The organism is Alkalihalobacillus sp. TS-13, from assembly GCF_019720915.1.
Taxonomy (GTDB): domain Bacteria; phylum Bacillota; class Bacilli; order Bacillales; family Fictibacillaceae; genus Pseudalkalibacillus.
The window spans coordinates 2,208,873-2,227,316 of record NZ_JAHKSI010000001.1 but is presented as its reverse complement, the minus strand read 5'-3'; the positions used below and the strand labels follow the sequence as shown (position 1 = coordinate 2,227,316).

At 41.7% G+C, this 18,444-nt stretch carries 21 protein-coding genes; 15 read left to right on the top strand and 6 right to left on the bottom strand.

From position 1 onward, the window contains the following. Positions 1 to 102: 102 nt before the first annotated feature. The 6 genes from thpR to KOL94_RS10875 all read left to right on the top strand — a co-directional run bounded on the left by thpR (position 103) and on the right by KOL94_RS10875 (position 4,834). Positions 103 to 669 carry an RNA 2',3'-cyclic phosphodiesterase gene (thpR, locus tag KOL94_RS10900; protein WP_221566453.1) on the top strand — a complete coding sequence of 189 codons (567 nt, stop codon included), beginning with the start codon at positions 103 to 105 and terminating at the stop codon, positions 667 to 669. 20 nt (positions 670 to 689) lie between these two features. Then, the gene (locus KOL94_RS10895) at positions 690 to 1,046 is read left to right on the top strand and encodes a CidA/LrgA family protein (protein ID WP_260412282.1); all 357 of its coding nucleotides are present in this window, start codon (positions 690 to 692) and stop codon (positions 1,044 to 1,046) included. Further along, positions 1,036 to 1,722, top strand: coding sequence for an LrgB family protein (locus KOL94_RS10890; protein ID WP_260412281.1), 687 nt, complete (start codon positions 1,036 to 1,038; stop codon positions 1,720 to 1,722). Before KOL94_RS10895 ends, KOL94_RS10890 begins: the two co-directional genes overlap by 11 nt. Positions 1,723 to 1,738: 16 nt before the next feature. Continuing rightward, on the top strand, positions 1,739 to 2,653 hold the full coding sequence (locus KOL94_RS10885) for an NERD domain-containing protein (RefSeq protein WP_221566451.1): 915 nt from the start codon (positions 1,739 to 1,741) through the stop codon (positions 2,651 to 2,653). A 138-nt stretch (positions 2,654 to 2,791) separates the two neighbouring features. Then, entirely contained in the window at positions 2,792 to 3,724 is a 933-nt protein-coding gene (locus tag KOL94_RS10880; RefSeq protein WP_221566450.1) for a diacylglycerol/lipid kinase family protein, read from the top strand. A 300-nt stretch (positions 3,725 to 4,024) separates the two neighbouring features. Continuing rightward, entirely contained in the window at positions 4,025 to 4,834 is an 810-nt protein-coding gene (locus KOL94_RS10875) for a phosphotransferase family protein (protein ID WP_260412280.1), read from the top strand. A gap of 200 nt (positions 4,835 to 5,034) precedes the next feature. Here KOL94_RS10875 and KOL94_RS10870 read toward each other — a convergent pair whose 3' ends face one another. The 3 genes from KOL94_RS10870 to KOL94_RS10860 form a co-directional block, all read right to left on the bottom strand. Continuing rightward, a complete protein-coding gene (locus KOL94_RS10870) occupies positions 5,035 to 5,310 on the bottom strand; it encodes a YtzH-like family protein (RefSeq protein WP_221566449.1) in 276 nt (91 codons plus the stop codon). Positions 5,311 to 5,373: 63 nt separating this feature from the next. Continuing rightward, positions 5,374 to 5,460, bottom strand: a complete 87-nt coding sequence (cydS, locus tag KOL94_RS25875) for a cytochrome bd oxidase small subunit CydS family protein (RefSeq protein WP_396125444.1) — start codon at positions 5,458 to 5,460, stop codon at positions 5,374 to 5,376. A gap of 238 nt (positions 5,461 to 5,698) precedes the next feature. Then, positions 5,699 to 5,869, bottom strand: coding sequence for a hypothetical protein (locus tag KOL94_RS10860; RefSeq protein ID WP_221566447.1), 171 nt, complete (start codon positions 5,867 to 5,869; stop codon positions 5,699 to 5,701). A gap of 815 nt (positions 5,870 to 6,684) precedes the next feature. Between KOL94_RS10860 and trmB the strand changes: the two genes are divergently transcribed. From trmB to KOL94_RS10845, 3 genes are all read left to right on the top strand, one after another. Beyond that, a complete protein-coding gene (gene trmB / locus KOL94_RS10855) occupies positions 6,685 to 7,329 on the top strand; it encodes a tRNA (guanosine(46)-N7)-methyltransferase TrmB (protein WP_221566446.1) in 645 nt (214 codons plus the stop codon). A 75-nt stretch (positions 7,330 to 7,404) separates the two neighbouring features. Continuing rightward, positions 7,405 to 8,247 (top strand): YtnP family quorum-quenching lactonase, encoded by an 843-nt coding sequence (locus tag KOL94_RS10850; RefSeq protein ID WP_221566445.1) that lies wholly within the window; start codon positions 7,405 to 7,407, stop codon positions 8,245 to 8,247. 158 nt (positions 8,248 to 8,405) lie between these two features. Next, positions 8,406 to 8,966 carry a hypothetical protein gene (locus KOL94_RS10845; RefSeq protein WP_221566444.1) on the top strand — a complete coding sequence of 187 codons (561 nt, stop codon included), beginning with the start codon at positions 8,406 to 8,408 and terminating at the stop codon, positions 8,964 to 8,966. A 70-nt stretch (positions 8,967 to 9,036) separates the two neighbouring features. Here the strand turns inward: KOL94_RS10845 and KOL94_RS10840 are convergent, their stop codons facing one another. Beyond that, complete coding sequence (locus KOL94_RS10840) at positions 9,037 to 9,342, bottom strand: PepSY domain-containing protein (RefSeq protein ID WP_221566443.1); 306 nt, start codon at positions 9,340 to 9,342, stop codon at positions 9,037 to 9,039. A gap of 681 nt (positions 9,343 to 10,023) precedes the next feature. On the opposite strand from KOL94_RS10840, the gene queD reads away from it, so the two are divergent. From queD to KOL94_RS10815, 5 genes are all read left to right on the top strand, one after another. Further along, on the top strand, positions 10,024 to 10,494 hold the full coding sequence (gene queD, locus KOL94_RS10835) for a 6-carboxytetrahydropterin synthase QueD (protein WP_221566442.1): 471 nt from the start codon (positions 10,024 to 10,026) through the stop codon (positions 10,492 to 10,494). Further along, positions 10,487 to 11,218 (top strand): 7-carboxy-7-deazaguanine synthase QueE, encoded by a 732-nt coding sequence (locus tag KOL94_RS10830; protein ID WP_221566441.1) that lies wholly within the window; start codon positions 10,487 to 10,489, stop codon positions 11,216 to 11,218. Before queD ends, KOL94_RS10830 begins: the two co-directional genes overlap by 8 nt. A 2-nt stretch (positions 11,219 to 11,220) precedes the next feature. Next, positions 11,221 to 11,904, top strand: a complete 684-nt coding sequence (gene queC, locus KOL94_RS10825) for a 7-cyano-7-deazaguanine synthase QueC (protein ID WP_221566440.1) — start codon at positions 11,221 to 11,223, stop codon at positions 11,902 to 11,904. 66 nt (positions 11,905 to 11,970) lie between these two features. Further along, entirely contained in the window at positions 11,971 to 13,041 is a 1,071-nt protein-coding gene (locus tag KOL94_RS10820) for a M42 family metallopeptidase (RefSeq protein ID WP_221566439.1), read from the top strand. 95 nt (positions 13,042 to 13,136) lie between these two features. Continuing rightward, positions 13,137 to 13,643, top strand: coding sequence for a DUF84 family protein (locus tag KOL94_RS10815; protein ID WP_221566438.1), 507 nt, complete (start codon positions 13,137 to 13,139; stop codon positions 13,641 to 13,643). A gap of 681 nt (positions 13,644 to 14,324) precedes the next feature. Here KOL94_RS10815 and KOL94_RS10810 read toward each other — a convergent pair. After that, the gene (locus tag KOL94_RS10810) at positions 14,325 to 14,771 is read right to left on the bottom strand and encodes a YtoQ family protein (protein ID WP_221566437.1); all 447 of its coding nucleotides are present in this window, start codon (positions 14,769 to 14,771) and stop codon (positions 14,325 to 14,327) included. A 131-nt stretch (positions 14,772 to 14,902) separates the two neighbouring features. On the opposite strand from KOL94_RS10810, the gene mltG reads away from it, so the two are divergent. Further along, positions 14,903 to 15,904 carry an endolytic transglycosylase MltG gene (gene mltG, locus KOL94_RS10805; protein ID WP_221566436.1) on the top strand — a complete coding sequence of 334 codons (1,002 nt, stop codon included), beginning with the start codon at positions 14,903 to 14,905 and terminating at the stop codon, positions 15,902 to 15,904. 212 nt (positions 15,905 to 16,116) lie between these two features. Here mltG and KOL94_RS10800 read toward each other — a convergent pair whose 3' ends face one another. Next, positions 16,117 to 18,264 (bottom strand): methyl-accepting chemotaxis protein, encoded by a 2,148-nt coding sequence (locus KOL94_RS10800; protein ID WP_221566435.1) that lies wholly within the window; start codon positions 18,262 to 18,264, stop codon positions 16,117 to 16,119. Positions 18,265 to 18,444: the final 180 nt, after the last annotated feature.

Genomic DNA, 18,444 nt, shown 5'->3' with positions numbered 1-18,444 from the left:
AACCACTCTAATTAAATGTTTTTGTATGATACATTCATTTGTATTCCAGTCATGCCCTGTTTTTGTTAGACTTATGATAACTTTGTTGCGGAGGTTCGAACAATGGCACTCCATACTTTTCTTGCAGTTCCGATACCATATGAAATACAAAAGGAAATTCACAGCTATGCACAAGACCTTAAGCCCTTGCTCCCTCTGAAAAAATGGACCAGCTTGGGTGATTATCACATCACCCTGCAATTTCTAGGTGCATCACCGGATAATGAGCTTGAGCAACTCATTCACGAAATCAACAAGATCCAGACTCCAACCTTCACTTTAACTCTAAAAAGCTCGGGGTATTTCGGCAATCCGAAAACAATGCGTGTATTCTGGCTGGGTATTGACCGGTCTGAAACGCTTGTGGAGTTACAAGAGCAGACGAAGCAGGCTTGCCTTGCCGCTGGGTTCGATGTCGATTCGAAACCTTATCGACCGCACATTACAATCGGAAAAAGGTGGGGCGGTGATTTTCAAGGAATATCCTATGAAAATCTGCCGAAACCAAAGGAATTGATCAGCAGAAGCTGGGAAGTTGAAGAAATCATTTTATATGAGATTCATCCAGGTAAAGAGCCGATGTACGTTCCATACCATCGTTTTCAAATCGGAGAGTCGCTAGAAGGATGATGAAAGCTCTGCTCATTATCTTGCAAGTTTTTGTACTTTATGGTTTGTACTTAGCAGGCATATGGATTCAGAGTGTCCTCGATCTTATGATTCCAGGCAGTATTATCGGAATGCTTCTCCTATTCCTTCTGCTTGTCACAAAGATTTTTCCTTTAAAATGGATACAACAGGGGAGCCGATTCATGCTTGCACATCTCACCCTATTCTTTATCCCTGTGACTGTTGGTGTGATGCAGTTCGGGTATGTTTTCAAAGGAAAAGGGTTGCTGCTCATTCCTGCTGTGCTTGCCAGCACGGTTCTAGTGATCGTTATCTCTAGTAAAATGTTGGATCTATTCATGTCAAAGGGACTAAAGAAGGGTTCGAATGAAACATAGCATGATAGACATCGCATTTATAGTACTGACAATCGGATCGTATGTATTAGGGCTTGTGATTTATAAAAGATGGAGACACCCTTTCCTGGTTCCGATTTTGACAGCTACAATATTGATCATTGTTTTTTTAATACTATTTGATTTTTCTTACGATCGATATATGGTCGGGACCGAGTGGATAGACACATTGTTAGGGCCTGCAGTTGTAGCTCTAGCTTATCCTTTGTATATAAATCGTGGATTGTTGAAGCGCCATACTTTTCCACTTCTTATAAGTATTGTTACTGGTGTTTGTGTTGGTATCTTTTCCGGATTGTTTTTTGCGCAGATGATCGGCACATCGCTAAACGTCATTTTGTCTCTTTTACCTAAATCGGTTACGACACCTGTAGCAATGGAGATCACGAGAGTGTCCGGGGGAATGCCTTCTATTGTTATCGTGTTCGTTATGGTTGCTGGTGTTGGAGGTGTGATCCTCGCCCCGTATTTGTTCAAATGGTTCAATATAAAAAATGATATATCGAAAGGATTGGGACTGGGAGCAGCTTCCCATGCCATCGGAACTTCGAAAGCACTCGAATATGGCAGTCAAGCGGCAGCGATAAGCTCAGTGGCGATGACGATTTCAGCTTTGGTCGCCTCCATTCTCATTCCGATTGTAGCTTTATGGATTTAAAGGCAGGTGAACAAGATTGGCACATTTGATCAAGTTAGAAGATTGTATTTCAAGATATGAACAAGACGTATTTCGATATACAGGACAATATACCAGGTTGAAACGTGATCGGTGGCATCGCGTAAAAACGAATTGGGAGAATGCCCAGGAGACAGTTGAATTACAGCATGCAGTGGAAAACCAATCTGACGGAAAAAAGTGGTGGAAACGAAAACGGAGAGAAACCGAAATTGAAGTGATTGATGAAGGAAGCGTCAATCGGGATGATCGTACTTTTTCCGAATTAAAAGAAGACTTTCGGGAAGAACTGTTTCAATTCCAGCTGAAATGGGCGAGTTCAACGATCAGAGAAACCTCAAGAATCAGTGTATCGCTCAAAAAAGACAGGTTCCTCCGGTTCCTTTTAAAAGAAGTGCCCGATAACTACCTGGTTCTTTATAAACCGGTTATTCAAGTTAAAAAAGCACAAACACAATTGGATGTCCTCTTATTGGGACCTGATTCAATCCATGCCATTGTCATGTTAGAAACTAGCAATGGGGAAGTTGTTCATGCGTCTAAAGACCGTTTTTGGAAATGTGAGAAAGACGGGGACGAGCGTAAGGTGATCAATCCTACCTCTGCTGTCCAAAGAATGAACTATTTCATAGAGTCGGTCATCGATACAGAATCGACTGAAATGAATCTTACATATGTCATCCTTACGTATAATGCCTATGTTAACAGAACAAACATCCCTTCATATATCCGAGTGATCGATCAGACCAATTTCGATAATTGGAAAAATAGGTTGAAAAAGCAGCCGAGTCCACTTAAATTCAAGCAACTGAAAGCTGCTAAAATGATTTTAGAGCAATGTGTAACCACAGCTTTTTCCCGACCAGAATGGGAGTCGGATGAGAAACAAGGGGATCTGAAAAACTCCGAATGACGGATGGGTGTATTGAAAAGCTAGATGGTACAGCGTCCTTATAAATCGTGTTAAATTGACATTTTTTTGCACATAAAAAGGGAAATTAGGACATTTTGTTGAAAAAAGAATAAGACCATTGGAAGAGAGTGGCTGCAAATGCAAAAGTTCTATATATTCATCATCAATCCCAAGGCTGGAAACGGCAAAGGGGAAAAGGTTTGGAAAAAAGTAAAGCGGGAATTGCAAAAGCAGAACATTCCCTATCGAAGTTTCTTTACACAAAGGGTGGGCCATGGAAAAGATATCGCTCAACAAATGTCCCATATTCATCATGAACACTTGAAAGGGATCGTAACAGTTGGGGGAGATGGAACGATGCATGAGGTCATCAACGGGTTGAGTCAGTATCCTGAAATACCGGTTTCTTTCATCTCAGCAGGATCGGGTAACGATTTTGCTAGAGGCTTCAAAATACCAAGAAATACGATTCAAGCACTTATACATATCACTTCAAAAAAAGCGAGAATCAGACGATATGATTTAGGAGAGTATCGCCTTGGCAATCGGAAACACAAAGCCAACTTGTTTACCAGTTCGATTGGTATCGGTTTTGATGGGGAAGTGGCAAAACGGACAAACGAATCGAAATATAAGGGGATCTTGAATAAAGTTGGACTTGGGTCTTTATCATACATAATCACAGTTTTAAAATTAACGATGAAATACGAACCGTCCCATTTGAAAATAAAAGTAGACGGATTAGAACATGATTTTAGTAATGTATGGCTCGTCGCAACGACTAATATCCAATACTATGGCGGTGGAATGAAGATATGTCCAGATGCAAGACCGGATGATGGTCTATTGAATATCTGCATCGTCCATAACCTATCCAGGAAAAAGCTTTTCTTTTTATTCGGTACCGTTTTCCTGGGTTTACATACGAAATTAAAAGAAGTCACGTTGCTGAAAGGGAAAGAAATGGACGTAGAATCAAGTGTTCCATTAACGATGCATGCTGATGGGGAACTTATCGGTTCCACACCAATCAAGATCAGAGTCCACCCAAGACGGTTAATGGTTAAGTGATTGATAATCGGGTATTGGTTAGCAGGTAGTGATTTCGACTTTTTGGAACAGGCATTTATTAGGGAATTCAAAATGTCATCTCTTGATAAACGGCGTATTACTTCGTTACTTGGTTTTTCTGATCCTAACGTATTGAGACCATACGCTTCCGGTCCTCAAAACCGTCGTGCCTTGTACTACTTGTTTCTAAATAGCGACTTTTTGAACAGGCATTTATATGTTAAAATATTATATCTGTACAGATTTATCGTGTTTGAGTATTTGAAATGGATTGTCTAAGCCGATAATAAAGATAGAATGATGAAATCGAAGGTGAACGTATTGAAACACATATTAGGAAGCGGCTGGCAGGTCAAGCCTGCGGGTGGTGCAACCGGTGAAGCCTATATCGCACAATATGGAGAAGAGAAAATCTTCTTGAAAAGAAACTCGTCACCATTCCTTGCTGTATTATCGGCAGAGGGGATCGTTCCGAAGCTTTTATGGACAAAGCGGTTGGAAAATGGGGACGTCATAACTGCTCAACACTGGTTGAACGGTAGAGAGCTTAAAGCTGCAGAGATGAACCAACAGTTAGTTGCGAAACTGCTTTCCAAAATTCATCGTTCACAAGAATTGCTTTCAATGTTACGCAGGATAGGAAAACAACCCTTGACGCCTGAAGCTGTATTAGAGGAACTATTCCATCGGACACAACAAAACAATCAATATCAGAAAGAAATAGAACCTTATTTGGATTATTTATCAACTCATATCGGTGAAGTCCAAACGGACCAATTTGTTGTTTGTCATGGTGATGTGAACCATAATAATTGGCTTATTTCAGATCAGAATAGATTGTTTCTGATTGACTGGGATGGCGCGATGATTGCTGACCCGGCGTTGGATCTTGCTATGCTGCTTTATTGGTATGTTCCTGATGAAGAATGGGATCAATGGCTGCGTTCCTATGGCATCCCATTGACACGTTCGTTAAAAATAAGAATGCACTGGTATATCGTAGCCCAAACAATCGAGTCGATTTACTGGCATTGTGAACGCGGACAGGAAGAACAAGCAAAATATTGGATGAATTACCTCGTTCAATTGGATAAACAAATTTATCATTGATAATATAAAAATGGGCTGACACTTTTCTATTGTGTCAGCTCCTTTTTTATGGAGAATTCGGTCAAGTATGGCTCAGAGTAATGGATTTATAAGCGAAATTGCGGCACTCCAGCGGGAAAAGCGAGCTAGTTGAAATCTGGCAACGAGGAGGAGCCCTCGGTTACTACTGATTTTACACAATACAATAATTTAAATTACCCTTACATATTATCGATTACATTCATCCATTGGTTCAGATCACCATTTGATTGGATAATATGCTGATCCAGTGATGGAGACTGTCCACCGTTTTGACTGTATGTTTGGATTGCCATCAAGGTCTCTCGAAGTTCAAGCGGTGTTTGTGGGTTTTGGAGGAGAGAATTCGTTAGACGTTCCAACTGTTGACACTCTGAAGTTGACCCACATTGGTCCAATTGGTGGCTTCTTATAATATCCGCAAGCAATGATAGTTGATCGCTAACTTGTAACGGCATTGATCACGCATCCTTTCACGTCATTTTGCACTTAGGATACGTCAATATGGTTTCTTTATCCGATTATTTTTTAGCACCCCAGATGAAAAGACCGACAATTGCAATGATCAAGACAATTGGTGGAGCCCAGAAAATCAAAAAGTCTTGCATGAAATCCCTCACCTTTTTATTGTTGATTTTGGAAACTTGGATGGAGCTTCCAAACAGACTCATTTCTTTAATTGTACTTGCTCGATATACTATTTTCATCTTTTCCATTAAATTGTTTTAGTATTGTCAATATTCCATAGAGAATGTGGTTTCATACGTCTATTGCTGCATGAAATGAAAAAGACCTTGCCTTGAACCAGGTAATTGGGTCACGACAAGATCTTCCCTTATTTATCTTTTAGTACTGTGAAGCGTACTTGATTTTTACTTTTTGTGCACGGATTGATTGCTTTTGAGCGATGCGTTCGAACGGATATACTGCTAAGGCATAGCCCGCAAATAATCCACTGAACAATGTTAGTACTGTCACTTCTGCTGTTTTCGTCAAGGTCTTTTTGAGAATAATCATGAATTTGTTAAACCACTCCTATAGTGTTTTTTTTAACAATTACAATCTTACCTTTGAAAGCGTTTTCCACCCTAATGGCTATAATTGGTATAGAACGTGATGTGATACGCTGTCAGTAGTTCGATCGAGAACAGGTCCTTTATGTTAATAAATACTCCAAAATACTCTCCCATACTCCTCCGTATACTATAAGTGAAATTTGTTTCTTCGAAATTCACTCCCTTTCCGCGGGCAAACGAAAAGCGGAAGCGACCCGGTTAGGCACGTAGGTCACTGGAAAACGGACGAGGAGGCTCGAACCAAACAAAGACTTGGTTCTGCGTGGGCTAACTCATAAGGATGTCAATCAATGTGTTGCCGCCGCAGGAAGTTTGAAGTGATGCAAGTGACTGGTCGCTGAGCTAGACATCACTTCCCTGTATTAACCCACTTTCGCGAGCCTCCTCACTCACTTGCATAGGATCTCAACACAAAAATGAAATCATTTTCGTGTCTGCGATGAGAATTCTTAGAAGCTTTCCTTACGACGTTCACCACAGGACGTACTTGTACAGGATGTACTGACTTCGACGTTCACCATAGGACGGTGGTATTTAGTCGAAGTTCATTATTATAGACGAAGATCCTTAGTTCGCTGTGGGGTCTCGCCTGGCTCGCTTTTTTCCGCAGGAGTGTCGCAAATTTCGCTTTAAAAAATTTCTGCAGTATATAATTGTAAAAATCACAATCTAAAATAAATTCAAGCGATGTTCATTTTCAGTTGTCATTCATGGTAAAATATCCGAGGACTATGTAAATAGAAAGGGTTTGAACGAATGCGTCTTAGAAATAAACCATGGGCACAAGATAAAATAGATGACAATCCACAAGTTGTGGTATCTAATCCAGAAAACTGGAAGGGTAAATGGCATGAAATTTTTGAAAACGACAATCCGATTTGCATTGAAGTAGGGACAGGAAAAGGACAATTCATTACAGAAATGGCTAAATTGCACCCAAATGCTAACTTTATCGGAATTGAAAGACAGAAAAGCATCATCGTCTCTGCGATTGATAAAATTAGTGAATCAGGGCAAAAAAATGCCCGTCTGATCAATGTAAATGCGATGCATCTCATCAATTTTTTTGATAAAGAAGAAGTTCATCGGGTCTATTTGAATTTTTCTGATCCGTGGCCGAAAAATCGCCATGAAAAACGCAGGTTGACCCATGAATCCTTTTTGAAAGCGTATGAAGAAGTGCTGATACCTGGTGGAGATATACATTTCAAAACGGATAATCAAGGGCTTTTTGAATACTCCCTCCATAGTTTTTCGAAATACAGATTGATTCTGAACAACGTCAGTCTGGATTTGCACCGGAGTGATTTTATAGGAAACGTGATGACAGAATATGAGGAGAAATTTTCGGCGATGGGCAATCGGATCTATCGTTGTGAAGCTGAATACCGGACGCATTAAGCATTCAAAAATGCGCCTTCTTCTCACTTGATATGCTACAATGATTTTTAGATAGAGTAGAAGGAGTGAACAAACATGGAAACGCTTCAATTTGGAGATGTAACACTACACTGGCTGAATGGCGGAGTAACTCATATGGATGGCGGAGCAATGTTTGGAGTTGTCCCTAAGCCGTTATGGAGCAAAAAGTATCCTGTCAACGAAACAAATCAAATCGAACTTCGAACCGATCCGATCTTTTTTCAATATGAAGGGAAGAACATTTTAATCGAATCCGGGATGGGGAACAATAAGCTTACAGATAAACAGAAGAGAAATTATGGTGTGAATGAAGAATCACATATTGATCATGAGTTGGCTCACTTCAACCTTACAACGGATGATATCGATCTTGTTTTGATGACCCATATGCATTTCGATCATGCATGTGGTTTGACGAAAAAGGATGGCGATAAGCTTGTTTCCACGTTTAAAAATGCAACGATCTACACTTCTGAAACAGAGTGGGAAGAAATGAGAAAGCCGAATATCCGTTCAAAAAATACATATTGGGAAATGAACTGGAAGGGAATCGAGAACCAGGTGGAAACGTATCGGGAGCGTGTAGAGGTTCTGCCAGGACTCAATATGATCCATACAGGCGGCCATAGTGATGGTCATTCGATCATTTATTTTGAACAAGGGGAAGACAAGCTTTTCCACATGGCAGATTTGATGCCTACCCATGCTCATAAAAATCCTCTATGGGTTCTTGCGTATGATGATTATCCAATGACCTCAATCGGTCAAAAGCAAGAATGGATCAGTAAAGGTATGGAAGAGGATGCTTGGTTCACTTTTTATCACGATGCGATTTACCGTGCAGTCAAGTTCGATGAGCAAGGTGAAATCATTGCAAAGGTACACCGTGATAAATGATCATAAATTTGTCACATTTATGCAGTTTGTAAGAAAATGGATGGAGAAAACCGTCACATTTTTTACAGAAACCTGTTACAATTAACATAGATTTTCTGAGTAATAATAGTGTAATATATTAATTGGCTCATTTGACGTTTAGGAGGGGAATGATAGATATGTTTAAGCAACTCACAGCCGCTGTGATGGCTTTAACACTTTTGGTTTCTGGTGGAGCAGGCGTACTTGCCGCCGAAGACGCACCAAAGGGTATGAAAGAAGCTACGAAAAAGTTTATGAAAGACGAATATTATGATTACAAGGATGGTAGTCTTGAACCGCTATCCAATCTTACAAAGGTCGAAGTCACTCCTAAAGCAGAAGAAGGAGAAGAAGCTTCAGGTCCAATTACGGTTTATGCAGGTCTTGCAGAATTCAAGACCGTACGTGATAATATCTTCACTTTTGACCGTAAAGAAACAGTCTACTACGATGCAACAAATGATAAGATGTTGACTGCTACTGAAGTCGGTGCCTTCCAAAATGACACATTGACGAATTACAAAGAGCAATTCGACCATCTTGGAAAGAAGATGAACTTAGGCTGGGTCATGTCATTGCATGCACTTATCCTCTTGGTACCAGCGTACTTGATGTTCGTATGGGGTAACCAGGTGTATTCTTCTTCTCGCTTCATGATTGGAAACAATCTATACGGACAAAAGCACACATTCAACTAATGAAAAATGGGGCTGACTCACGTTTTTGAGTCGCCCCTTTTAATTGTCATTCATATGTTTGTGTCGTGAATTATATAGTTGTACTAGAGACTTCAAGTACAGAACCGGTATCTGCATCTACTGTAAAAAGGAAATGTTCTTCACCAGATGAGGTTGAGCGTGTGAATCCGCCTCTATAGACGTCATAGGACAGACCGTTTAAATCTGCTGGTTCCTTTGTTGTATAAATCCAGGAGCCGCTCACTCTTGCAGGCACATTCTTTTTGACCTTGTTCAGTGCAGCTTCAGGTGTGATCTTACGTGAACTTAATTGTTTCGTAAGTAAGGCACCGGCTAAAAAACCGATACAAGTGTAGAGGATGGTAGATGTTTTCAAAAGAGATACCCCTTTCCAACTGTGTTGATATCATTTATTCTATAGTATAACAGACTTTATCCATTGAATTTAAAATGTCGAGGGTTCGCAATTCCCACCCCTCATTAAACAAAACTAGGGAGCGTGAACCATAAGAAGTTCATCTCACTCTCCACTTGTTTTGAAGTGGAGTTTTTTCTTTATTTTGCCAAACTCACTCCCTTTCCGCGGGTAACCGAAAAGCGGAAGCGACCCGATTAGTTACGAAGGTCACTGGAAAACGGACGAGGAGGCTCGAACCAAACAAAAACTTGGTTCTGTGTGGGTTCACTCATAAGGGTGTCAATCAATGTGTCGACCGCCACAGGAAGTTTGAAGTGATCCAAGTGACTGGTCGATGAGCTAGACTGAGCTAGACATCATTTCCCTGTACTAACCCACTTCCGCAAGCCTCCTTACTTGCACAGGATCTCAACACAAAAATGAAATCATTTTCGTGTCTGCGATGAGAATTCTCAGAAGCTTTCCTTCTGCTGGCTTCGACCGTGGTGGCTTTTAGTCGAAGTCCTTTTAATGAGTACGCGGTCTCGCTTGGCTCGCTTATCCCGCAGTGTCGTTAATTTCGTAAAAGAAGTTTAAATGATACAAAGATTTTAATAACCTTAATCATTATACAACAACACGAAAAGGAGGTCGGATGATATGGACTTTCAAATTCCGAAGAAAGTGGAGCGGATTGACGAAGATATACAACGTAATGAGTTGAAATATCACCATAAGCGTGTAGCTGTCACGAAAGAATTCACATTCGATGCCGCACACCACTTGCACTGCTATGAAGGGAAATGCAAAAGCCTTCACGGCCACACGTACAAACTGGTCATCACCATCAGCGGTTATGTGGACAATATCGGATTGACGATCGACTTCGGTGAAATCAAGCAAATTTTTAAAGAGGAAATTGATTTGAAACTGGACCATCGTTATTTAAACGAGGTATTACCGAATATGAACACAACGGCTGAAAACATGATCGTATGGATCTGGGAGCAGCTGGAGAAGCGTCTAAAGACACACTATCATGAACGGGGAACGAGGATCGAGGAGTTGAAACTATACGAAACTCCAACAAGTTATGCAACATTGAAACGAGAGTGGATGGAAAATGACTAAACAGATAATAATTCCAGATAAAACGGAATATATGGAATGGGAGCTTCCTATGGTCGAAATTTTTGAGACTGTTGAAGGAGAAGGGAGCATGGCTGGTTTTCCGACGGTTTTTGTCCGGGTATTCCACTGTAACCTTCGTTGCACATGGTGTGATACCACATACAGCTATGCACCGGCTAAGGAAGAGTACAAAGCGACAATCAACCAAATCATAGAAAAGATCAAAACCTTCTCAAGTCACAGAATTTGTTTTACAGGTGGCGAACCCTTGATTCATGGGAAAAAGTCGGCAGCTCTTCTTGTGGCAATGTGTGAGTTAGAGAAGATTAAGGATGTGCATATTGAAACGAACGGCGCAATTGATTTGGAACAATTTGAAACGCTGCGTGTCGAGAATGAAGCAGTAGGGACAAAAGCGCGTTTCATCATGGATTTCAAGCTTCCGGATTCCGGGGAAATGGATCGGATGATTTATAGTAATTTTGAAATCCTTAAACCTCAAGATGAAATCAAATTCGTGATCGGGGATGATGAGGACTTTAAAGTGGCGACATCTGTCGTTAAGGAACATCACAAGTCAGGGCAAGTGCTATATAGTCCTGTCTGGGAAACGATGCCACCGCAAAAACTAGTTGAAAAAATACTAACAGAACCGCTTCCGGATGTGAAGCTCAGCTTACAGATGCACAAAGTTATCTGGCACCCGGATCAGAGAGGAGTTTGACGATGAAAAAGGGAGTCGTTGTTTTAAGTGGAGGTTTGGATAGTACAACCTGCATGGGGATTGCGAAAGAAAAGGGGTACGAACTTTATCCGATTACGTTCCATTACGGCCAGCGCCATAACCGTGAAGTAGAGCAGGCTGAAAAAGTAGCAGCATTTTTTAACGCTCCTGAACATCGGATTGTTGATGTAAGCTTTCTGCAGCAGATCGGTGGAAGCGCGTTGACGGATGATTCAATCGAGGTCAGACAGGGGGGCGTAGACGAAGATATTCCATCAACCTATGTCCCGGCTCGGAATATGATTTTTCTTGCGCTCGCAAGTGCTTATGCAGAAGTGATTGGAGCAGAAGCGATCTACATCGGTGTCTCAGCAGTCGATTATAGCGGTTATCCAGATTGCAGACCTGAATTCATCCAAAGCATGAATGAAACTGTCAATCTAGCGACAAAAACAGGTGCAACAGGTGGTCAGTTTGAAATCGAAGTTCCATTGATTCAAATGACTAAGAAGGAAACGATTGAAGAAGGACTCCGTTTAGGTGTTCCTTATGAGCTGACAACTTCTTGTTACCTTGGTGAAGAAGTGGCATGTGGTGAATGCGATAGCTGCCTACTTCGGTTAAAAGGATTTGATGAAGCAGGTGCTGAAGATCCGATTCCATATGCTAAGAAACCTCGTGTGTAGCGGTCCTTTTAAAGTTACGTTACAATAGGATTGGTGAAAATTTTCTGGCAATGGAAGGGAGAAATCATGAAGGAAGAAACCTTACAGCTATTTCAAACTTTAACAGAATTACAAGGTGCTCCGGGGTTTGAGCACGATGTAAGGAAGTATGTCCGTAGTCAGCTTGAGCCTGTGTCGGATGAAATTATCCAGGACAAGCTCGGTAGTATTTTTGGCGTGAAAAAAGGAAAAGAAGATGGACCAAAGATCATGGTAGCTGGCCACATGGACGAAGTCGGTTTCATGGTGAGCAAGATTACAAAGAACGGGATGCTGAAGTTCGAGACATTAGGTGGCTGGTGGAGCCAGGTCTTGTTGGCACAACGCGTTCAGGTCATGACGGATAATGGACCGGTCATCGGCGTGATCGGATCGACACCGCCTCATTTACTTGAGGAATCCCAGCGCTCGAAACCGATGCCATTGAAGCATATGTACATCGATATCGGTGCGGATGACAGAGAAGATGCTGAATCGATCGGAGTGCGTCCAGGGCAGCAAATCGTGCCGATCTGTCCGTTCACACCGATGGCGAATAAGAAGAAGATTTTAGCGAAAGCCTGGGATAACCGTTATGGTGTCGGGCTTGCAGTTGAATTGATGAAAGAATTACAAGGTGAAGAATTGCCGAACACCCTCTATTCTGGAGCGACCGTCCAAGAGGAGGTTGGCTTGCGCGGATCGAAAACAGCGGCAAACCTGATTCAACCAGATATCTTCTACGCATTGGATGCAAGCCCTGCAAATGATTCCAATGGCGATAAAGAAGCCTTTGGCCAGCTGGGTAAGGGTGCGTTGTTACGGATACTCGATCGTACGATGGTGACCCATAAAGGAATTCGCGATTTCATACTCGATACAGCAGAATCAAATGATATTCCATATCAGTATTTCATCTCACAAGGTGGAACAGATGCAGGCAGCGTACATATTTCTAACGAAGGTGTGCCTTCTGCGGTAGTCGGGATATGCTCTCGTTACATCCATACTGCAGCATCAATAATTCACGTGGATGACTATGCAGCCGCCAAAGAACTGCTTGTCAAATTAGTCAAGTCCTCTGACAAATCCACAGTAGACCAAATCATCTACGATTAATCAAATTGAAGCGGGTGCCAGGCACCATTTTGAAACCGTTGGGACACAAGGACTTTGAAAGTGTACCTGGCACCAAGGATGGGGAGGGTGTTTGTGTGATTGTAGCGATTGGATCTAAGAACCCTGCTAAGGTTCAAGCAGTGGAATCGGTTGTTGAGACTCTCAATTGGCAGGTGGAAGGCATTAAGGTGCCATCCCAAGTGTCAGCTCAGCCCTTTTCAGATGCGGAAACTCGAAAAGGGGCTGTGAACCGGGCTAAAGCCTGTGTTGATTCCGGTTTCGAGCTTGGAATCGGATTGGAAGGCGGGGTAGTCGATACTCCCGACGGTCTTTTTCTCTGTAACTGGGGTGCACTTGTTACCGAAGCGCAAATTACCTATGTAGCGAGTGGCGCGAAGATCCTTCTGCCCAAAGAGATCAGTGAGCCAGTTCGCTCAGGTATAGAGCTAGGGGACGTTATGGCTGAGTATACGAACAAGAGAGATGTGCGGACGCAAGAGGGTGCTATCGGTGTTTTCACTGATGGATGGATCACACGTGGAGAGATGTTCGCCCACATCGTCCGGCTTTTGGTCGGTCAATATCAGTATTATCAAGAATGAACCACAAGAGGGAGCTGAACCATTCAGCTCCTTTTCCTATTGATTAAACAAGTTTTAGTATTTCTCTTCAAAGTCTAGTAAACTGCAAAAAAGAGGACTGACGCCCGTCAGTCCTACCTCTATAAAAAGTAGTTTGTTGCTTGCTGAATTCTTATGACAGTGGAAATATGCCAGACTCCTGCGGGATAGCAAACTAAGCGAGACCCCACCCTCTTTAAAAGGATCTTTGACTATAATAATGAACTTCGACTAAATACCACCACTTCCTATGGTGAACGTCGAAGTCAGTACATCCTGTACAAGTACGTCCTATTGTGAACGTCGAAGCCAGCAGAAGGAAAGCTTCTAAGAATTCTCATCGCAGACACGGAAATGATTTCATTTTTGTGTTGAGATCCTGTGCAAGTGAGGAGGCTTGCGGAAGTGGGTTAATACAGGGAAGTGATGTCTAGCTCAGCGACCAGTCACTTGGATCGCTTCAAACTTCCCGCGGCGGCAACACATTGATTGACATCCTTATGAGTGAGCCCACGCAGAACCAAGTCTTTTTTGGTTCGAGCCTCCTCGTCCGTTTTCCAGTGACCTGCGTGCCTAACCGGGTCGCTCCCGCTTTTCGTTTGCCCGCGGAAAGCGAGTATATTTCCAAACTCAAAAACAACAATCTATGCGAAAACCGCTAAGTTATTCCTCTTCAAACACATATGAGAGGGCTTGAATGGCTTGATCGAAGTTTTCGACAGTCACAGTCGCTTTGTTCGATAACTCCTTCAAGGCATGATGTAATGATCCGTCTCGTACAAGGATAAGCGGTTTATTTAAAGCTAGCGCAGTTGAAGCGTCCATCGCGGTATTCCATTGTTTATAGCTTTCGCCGAAAAACGCCAGAACCACGTCTGATTTCGAAAGCAGAATCTCTGTCCGCAAATTATTGAAATCAGAAGCTTTATCATCTTTAATGATTTTATCTGGTTGTTCACCTAAAATCTCCTCACCAATGTCATCTGAACGACTGTGGTTGGTCATCGGATTCACGAACGTGATCGGCAAGTTCTTATTTTCAGCCTTCTGTTTCAACTCATCCCGCCAGTTATCATGGATCTGTCCTGCTAGGTATACTGTTAAATTCACTGTATCACTCCTTGTTTTGAATCTATCATTATAATAACATGAGCATTCTGAAAAATTCCTGTAATTCGCTTGAATGGTGGAAAGACAATAAGGGAAAGCTGAAGTCTGAGACTAGAAACTGAGGTTATCATATGAAAAGGCGGAACGTGCTTTTTATATCGACGATAATAGCAATAGCACTTTGCATTTGGGTAGTTTATGAAGCTACTCCATTTTGGCATGAAAAGCAAAAGGTGATCACGGTAAACGAAGGACAATCTTTGCAAGATGTAGCTGAACAAATGCATGCCGAATCCCTGATCAAAAATAAAACCTTTTTCTTGTTGTATGGGAAGCTGAACGATCTTGATGGGCAGGTAAAGATTGGAAAGCATCAGGTATCAAGTACACAATCTGTCCCTGAACTTTACAAAGAGTTAGTAACAGCGCCGCTTGAAAAAGGAATTGAAGTCACCTTTCCTGAAGGTTTCACTATTGAACAAATCGCGGCGAGACTGGAGAAAAAGGGGATAACGACTCAAGCTGAATTTTTAAAACACGCAAAAACGGGAGAAGGAATCAAACATCCACTTATCCAAAAATTGAAGAATGAAAAAGATATCAAATACAAATTAGAGGGGTACTTATTTCCGGATACCTATTATTTTAAAGAAGGGATTTCTCCAGGGGAGGTTATTGAGAGAATGCTGGATCGGTTTGAACAAGTACATAAAGAACTTGATCCAGATTCAAAGCATGATTTGATGCAATGGGTCACGTTGGCTTCAATTGTGGAAAAGGAAGCGGTGGTTGAAAAAGAAAGGGAGTTGATTGCTAGGGTCTTCCAAAACCGAATGAAAGATGGATGGAAGCTGCAATCTTGTGCAACGGTGCAATATGTGCTTGATAAACCGAAGGAACGTCTTCTGTATAAGGACTTGGAGGTGGATAGCCCTTATAACACTTATACCAATGAAGGACTTCCTCCAGGACCGATTGGTAACCCAGGGAAACAATCATTAGAAGCTAGTTTGAAACCAAAAGATCATGATTACTACTTCTTTGTCGTCAAAGCGGATGGGTCTGGAGAACACCACTTTTCCAAAACATTCAGGGAACACCAACAGCACACTGACCATAAAGGAAACTGGTAGGAGCGTGCTGAGCAGTATTGGGATGATTAGGGAATTGTAGGTAATTCCTTGTTTTTGTAGATAATTGCTCAGCCAGCAACTTCAAGTGGAAGCTCGTTGAAACCCATTTCTAAACCAATAAAGGTGAAAAAACTCATTCTAAAAGTGAGGTTTAACCTTTTTTACAAGGAAAAAGGGCTCATCGCACATGATTGTGTTGAGCCCGTAATCTATTATTTGTGTTCTTCACTGTTGTTTTCTGACGTATAAGAATCTTCTTCAAAAGATGGTTCCTCTGCGACTGCAGCTTCATCTTTAAAATCATGCTCTGCTTCGTGTTCTTCGTCATCCATCCAATCAGATTCTTCATTAAATTCCAGAATATTTTCGGATTCGAGATTTTCGCTGATCAAGTTGAATTGACCAACTTCCTCTTGAAGAAGTATAGCGATATCCTGAAGCTCGTTTGCAGCATTATTCACTTCATTGATCGCTTCCTTTTGATGGATACTTGAAGCACTTACTTGTTCTGAAGCAGCAACAGATTCTTGTGAAATCGCGCTAACCTCTTGCAGTTTTTCTGATAGCGCTGAGTTAGATCCTTGCACTTCACTGATCGCATCACGTACTTGTTGGATCCGAGCGTTGATTCCTGTAACGTTATCAACGATTTTTGTGAATGCTTGCTTTGTACGGTCGACTGAAGTTTGCTGCTCGGTCCGATAATGATCGAATTGTTCCGCTTCATTCGAAAGCTTTTCCATTTGCTCAGACATTAATGTGATGAGTTTATAGATGTTTTGTGCTTCTGATTTCGACCGTTCTGCTAGTTTACGGACTTCCTGTGCGACAACAGCGAATCCTCTGCCGGCATCTCCAGCTCTTGCGGACTCGATTGCTGCATTCAACGCAAGTAAGTCGGTACTCCCAGCAATATCTTTGATTGTATCGACAATCGATCCGATTTGCTGTGAATGTTGATTTGCTTCTTGTACCTGGTGGATCAAATGGTTCGCAAGACCAAGGAATTCATCTGAACTTTTACCGAGATTCTCTACAATCTTCAGACCTTCTTTTCCTTCTTCCTCGGTAGCCTGTGAATCTTTACTGATTTGCAGGCTGTATTTAGCTGTTTCATCAATGGATACAGTCACCTGGGAAATCAATTCTGTACTTTCATATAAATGGTCCGCTTGAACTTGAGCACCAGCGGAAACCTGTTGAATCGCTTCATTGACTTCTTCTGTCTGCGCCGTCGTTTCTTCTGATATAGCTGCAAGGTGTTGGGATGAAGATGAGAGCTGTTCTGAAGCAGTGTTCACTTCTTGCATCGCTTTTTGCATCTTTTCAGCCATCATGTTGAATGTATTTGCGAGTTCGCCCATTTCATCGTTTTGTTCAACGTTTACACGATGTCCGAGATGCCCCTCCCCAATGACAGTCGCTCCTTCTTTTAAGGAAGTGATTGATGAGGTGATCGTTCTAGTCAGCCAGAATCCTAACGTTCCGATTGCAGCTAAAATAATCAAGCTAAGGATAATCAACGTCCATAACAGGATTGTTCCTAAGCGCTTTTGATCGGCGCTTAAGCTTTGGGTTTCCGTTATGACGTTCTTTTCAACCGACTCAATGGTCTTTTGGAGGTTCATTCCTATTTCCTCAAAATCAACGACGGTTTGTTGAATCTGTCCTTCGTATCCTTTTACTGTCTCCATTGCGCTCGTATAAGCCAATAAGCTGGAATTGAAGGCGGATTTTTGGGAAGCTTCTACGTCTGATGAACGGACTGCTTGCTTCAGAGCGTCCAGTTGATCGTTATAACGGTTATCATCTGTTGATGTCCCGCTAAGAAAATATTGCTTTTCCAATATGCGAAGTTCATAGAACTCATTCAATAATCTAGGATTTATCGACCCTAACAGCTTACTTAAATCATCTGCTTTTTCAGTCAAGATCCCTTGCATACTATCGATATCTGAAACAAGCTTTGAAGTATCTACGAATGAAGATTCATATGTACCAACTTCGTTAGAGATTTCTTTAAAAGAACCGGAAAATTGATCATTCTCGTTTTGAATCGTATCGATTTGTTTCTGAAGCTCCGCGAGTTTAGTGGAAATCTCTTGAGAAGAACCTTCAAGATTCGTCCGTAAAAACTCCTGTTCCAGCTTTCTGATATACGCGAATTCACTGTTCACCGAGATCGTATCTGTAGCAAGTTGTTGAAGACGGTTTTGCTTGTCGTTCATATTCTGGGTCATGAATACGTAGAACATTGAAAAGGCGAATAAAATTACAATCCCTACTACAGCCATGATCAACATGAGTCGTACTTTGTTCTTGATGGACAACTGTAGGTTATCCTTGAGCAATTGCAGCATGCTTTCTCCCCCTTGGTCACTCTGCACCAGCTATTCACTACTCTGCTTTAATTATCAAAACTACTTTGTATATAATGGAGACATAAGAAATGTTTGGACTTGCTTTGGGCAGATTAGAAAATAGCTCATACGTCATCCTTACTTTTATTATCGTAGTATGTTGAAAAATTTTAATACTTT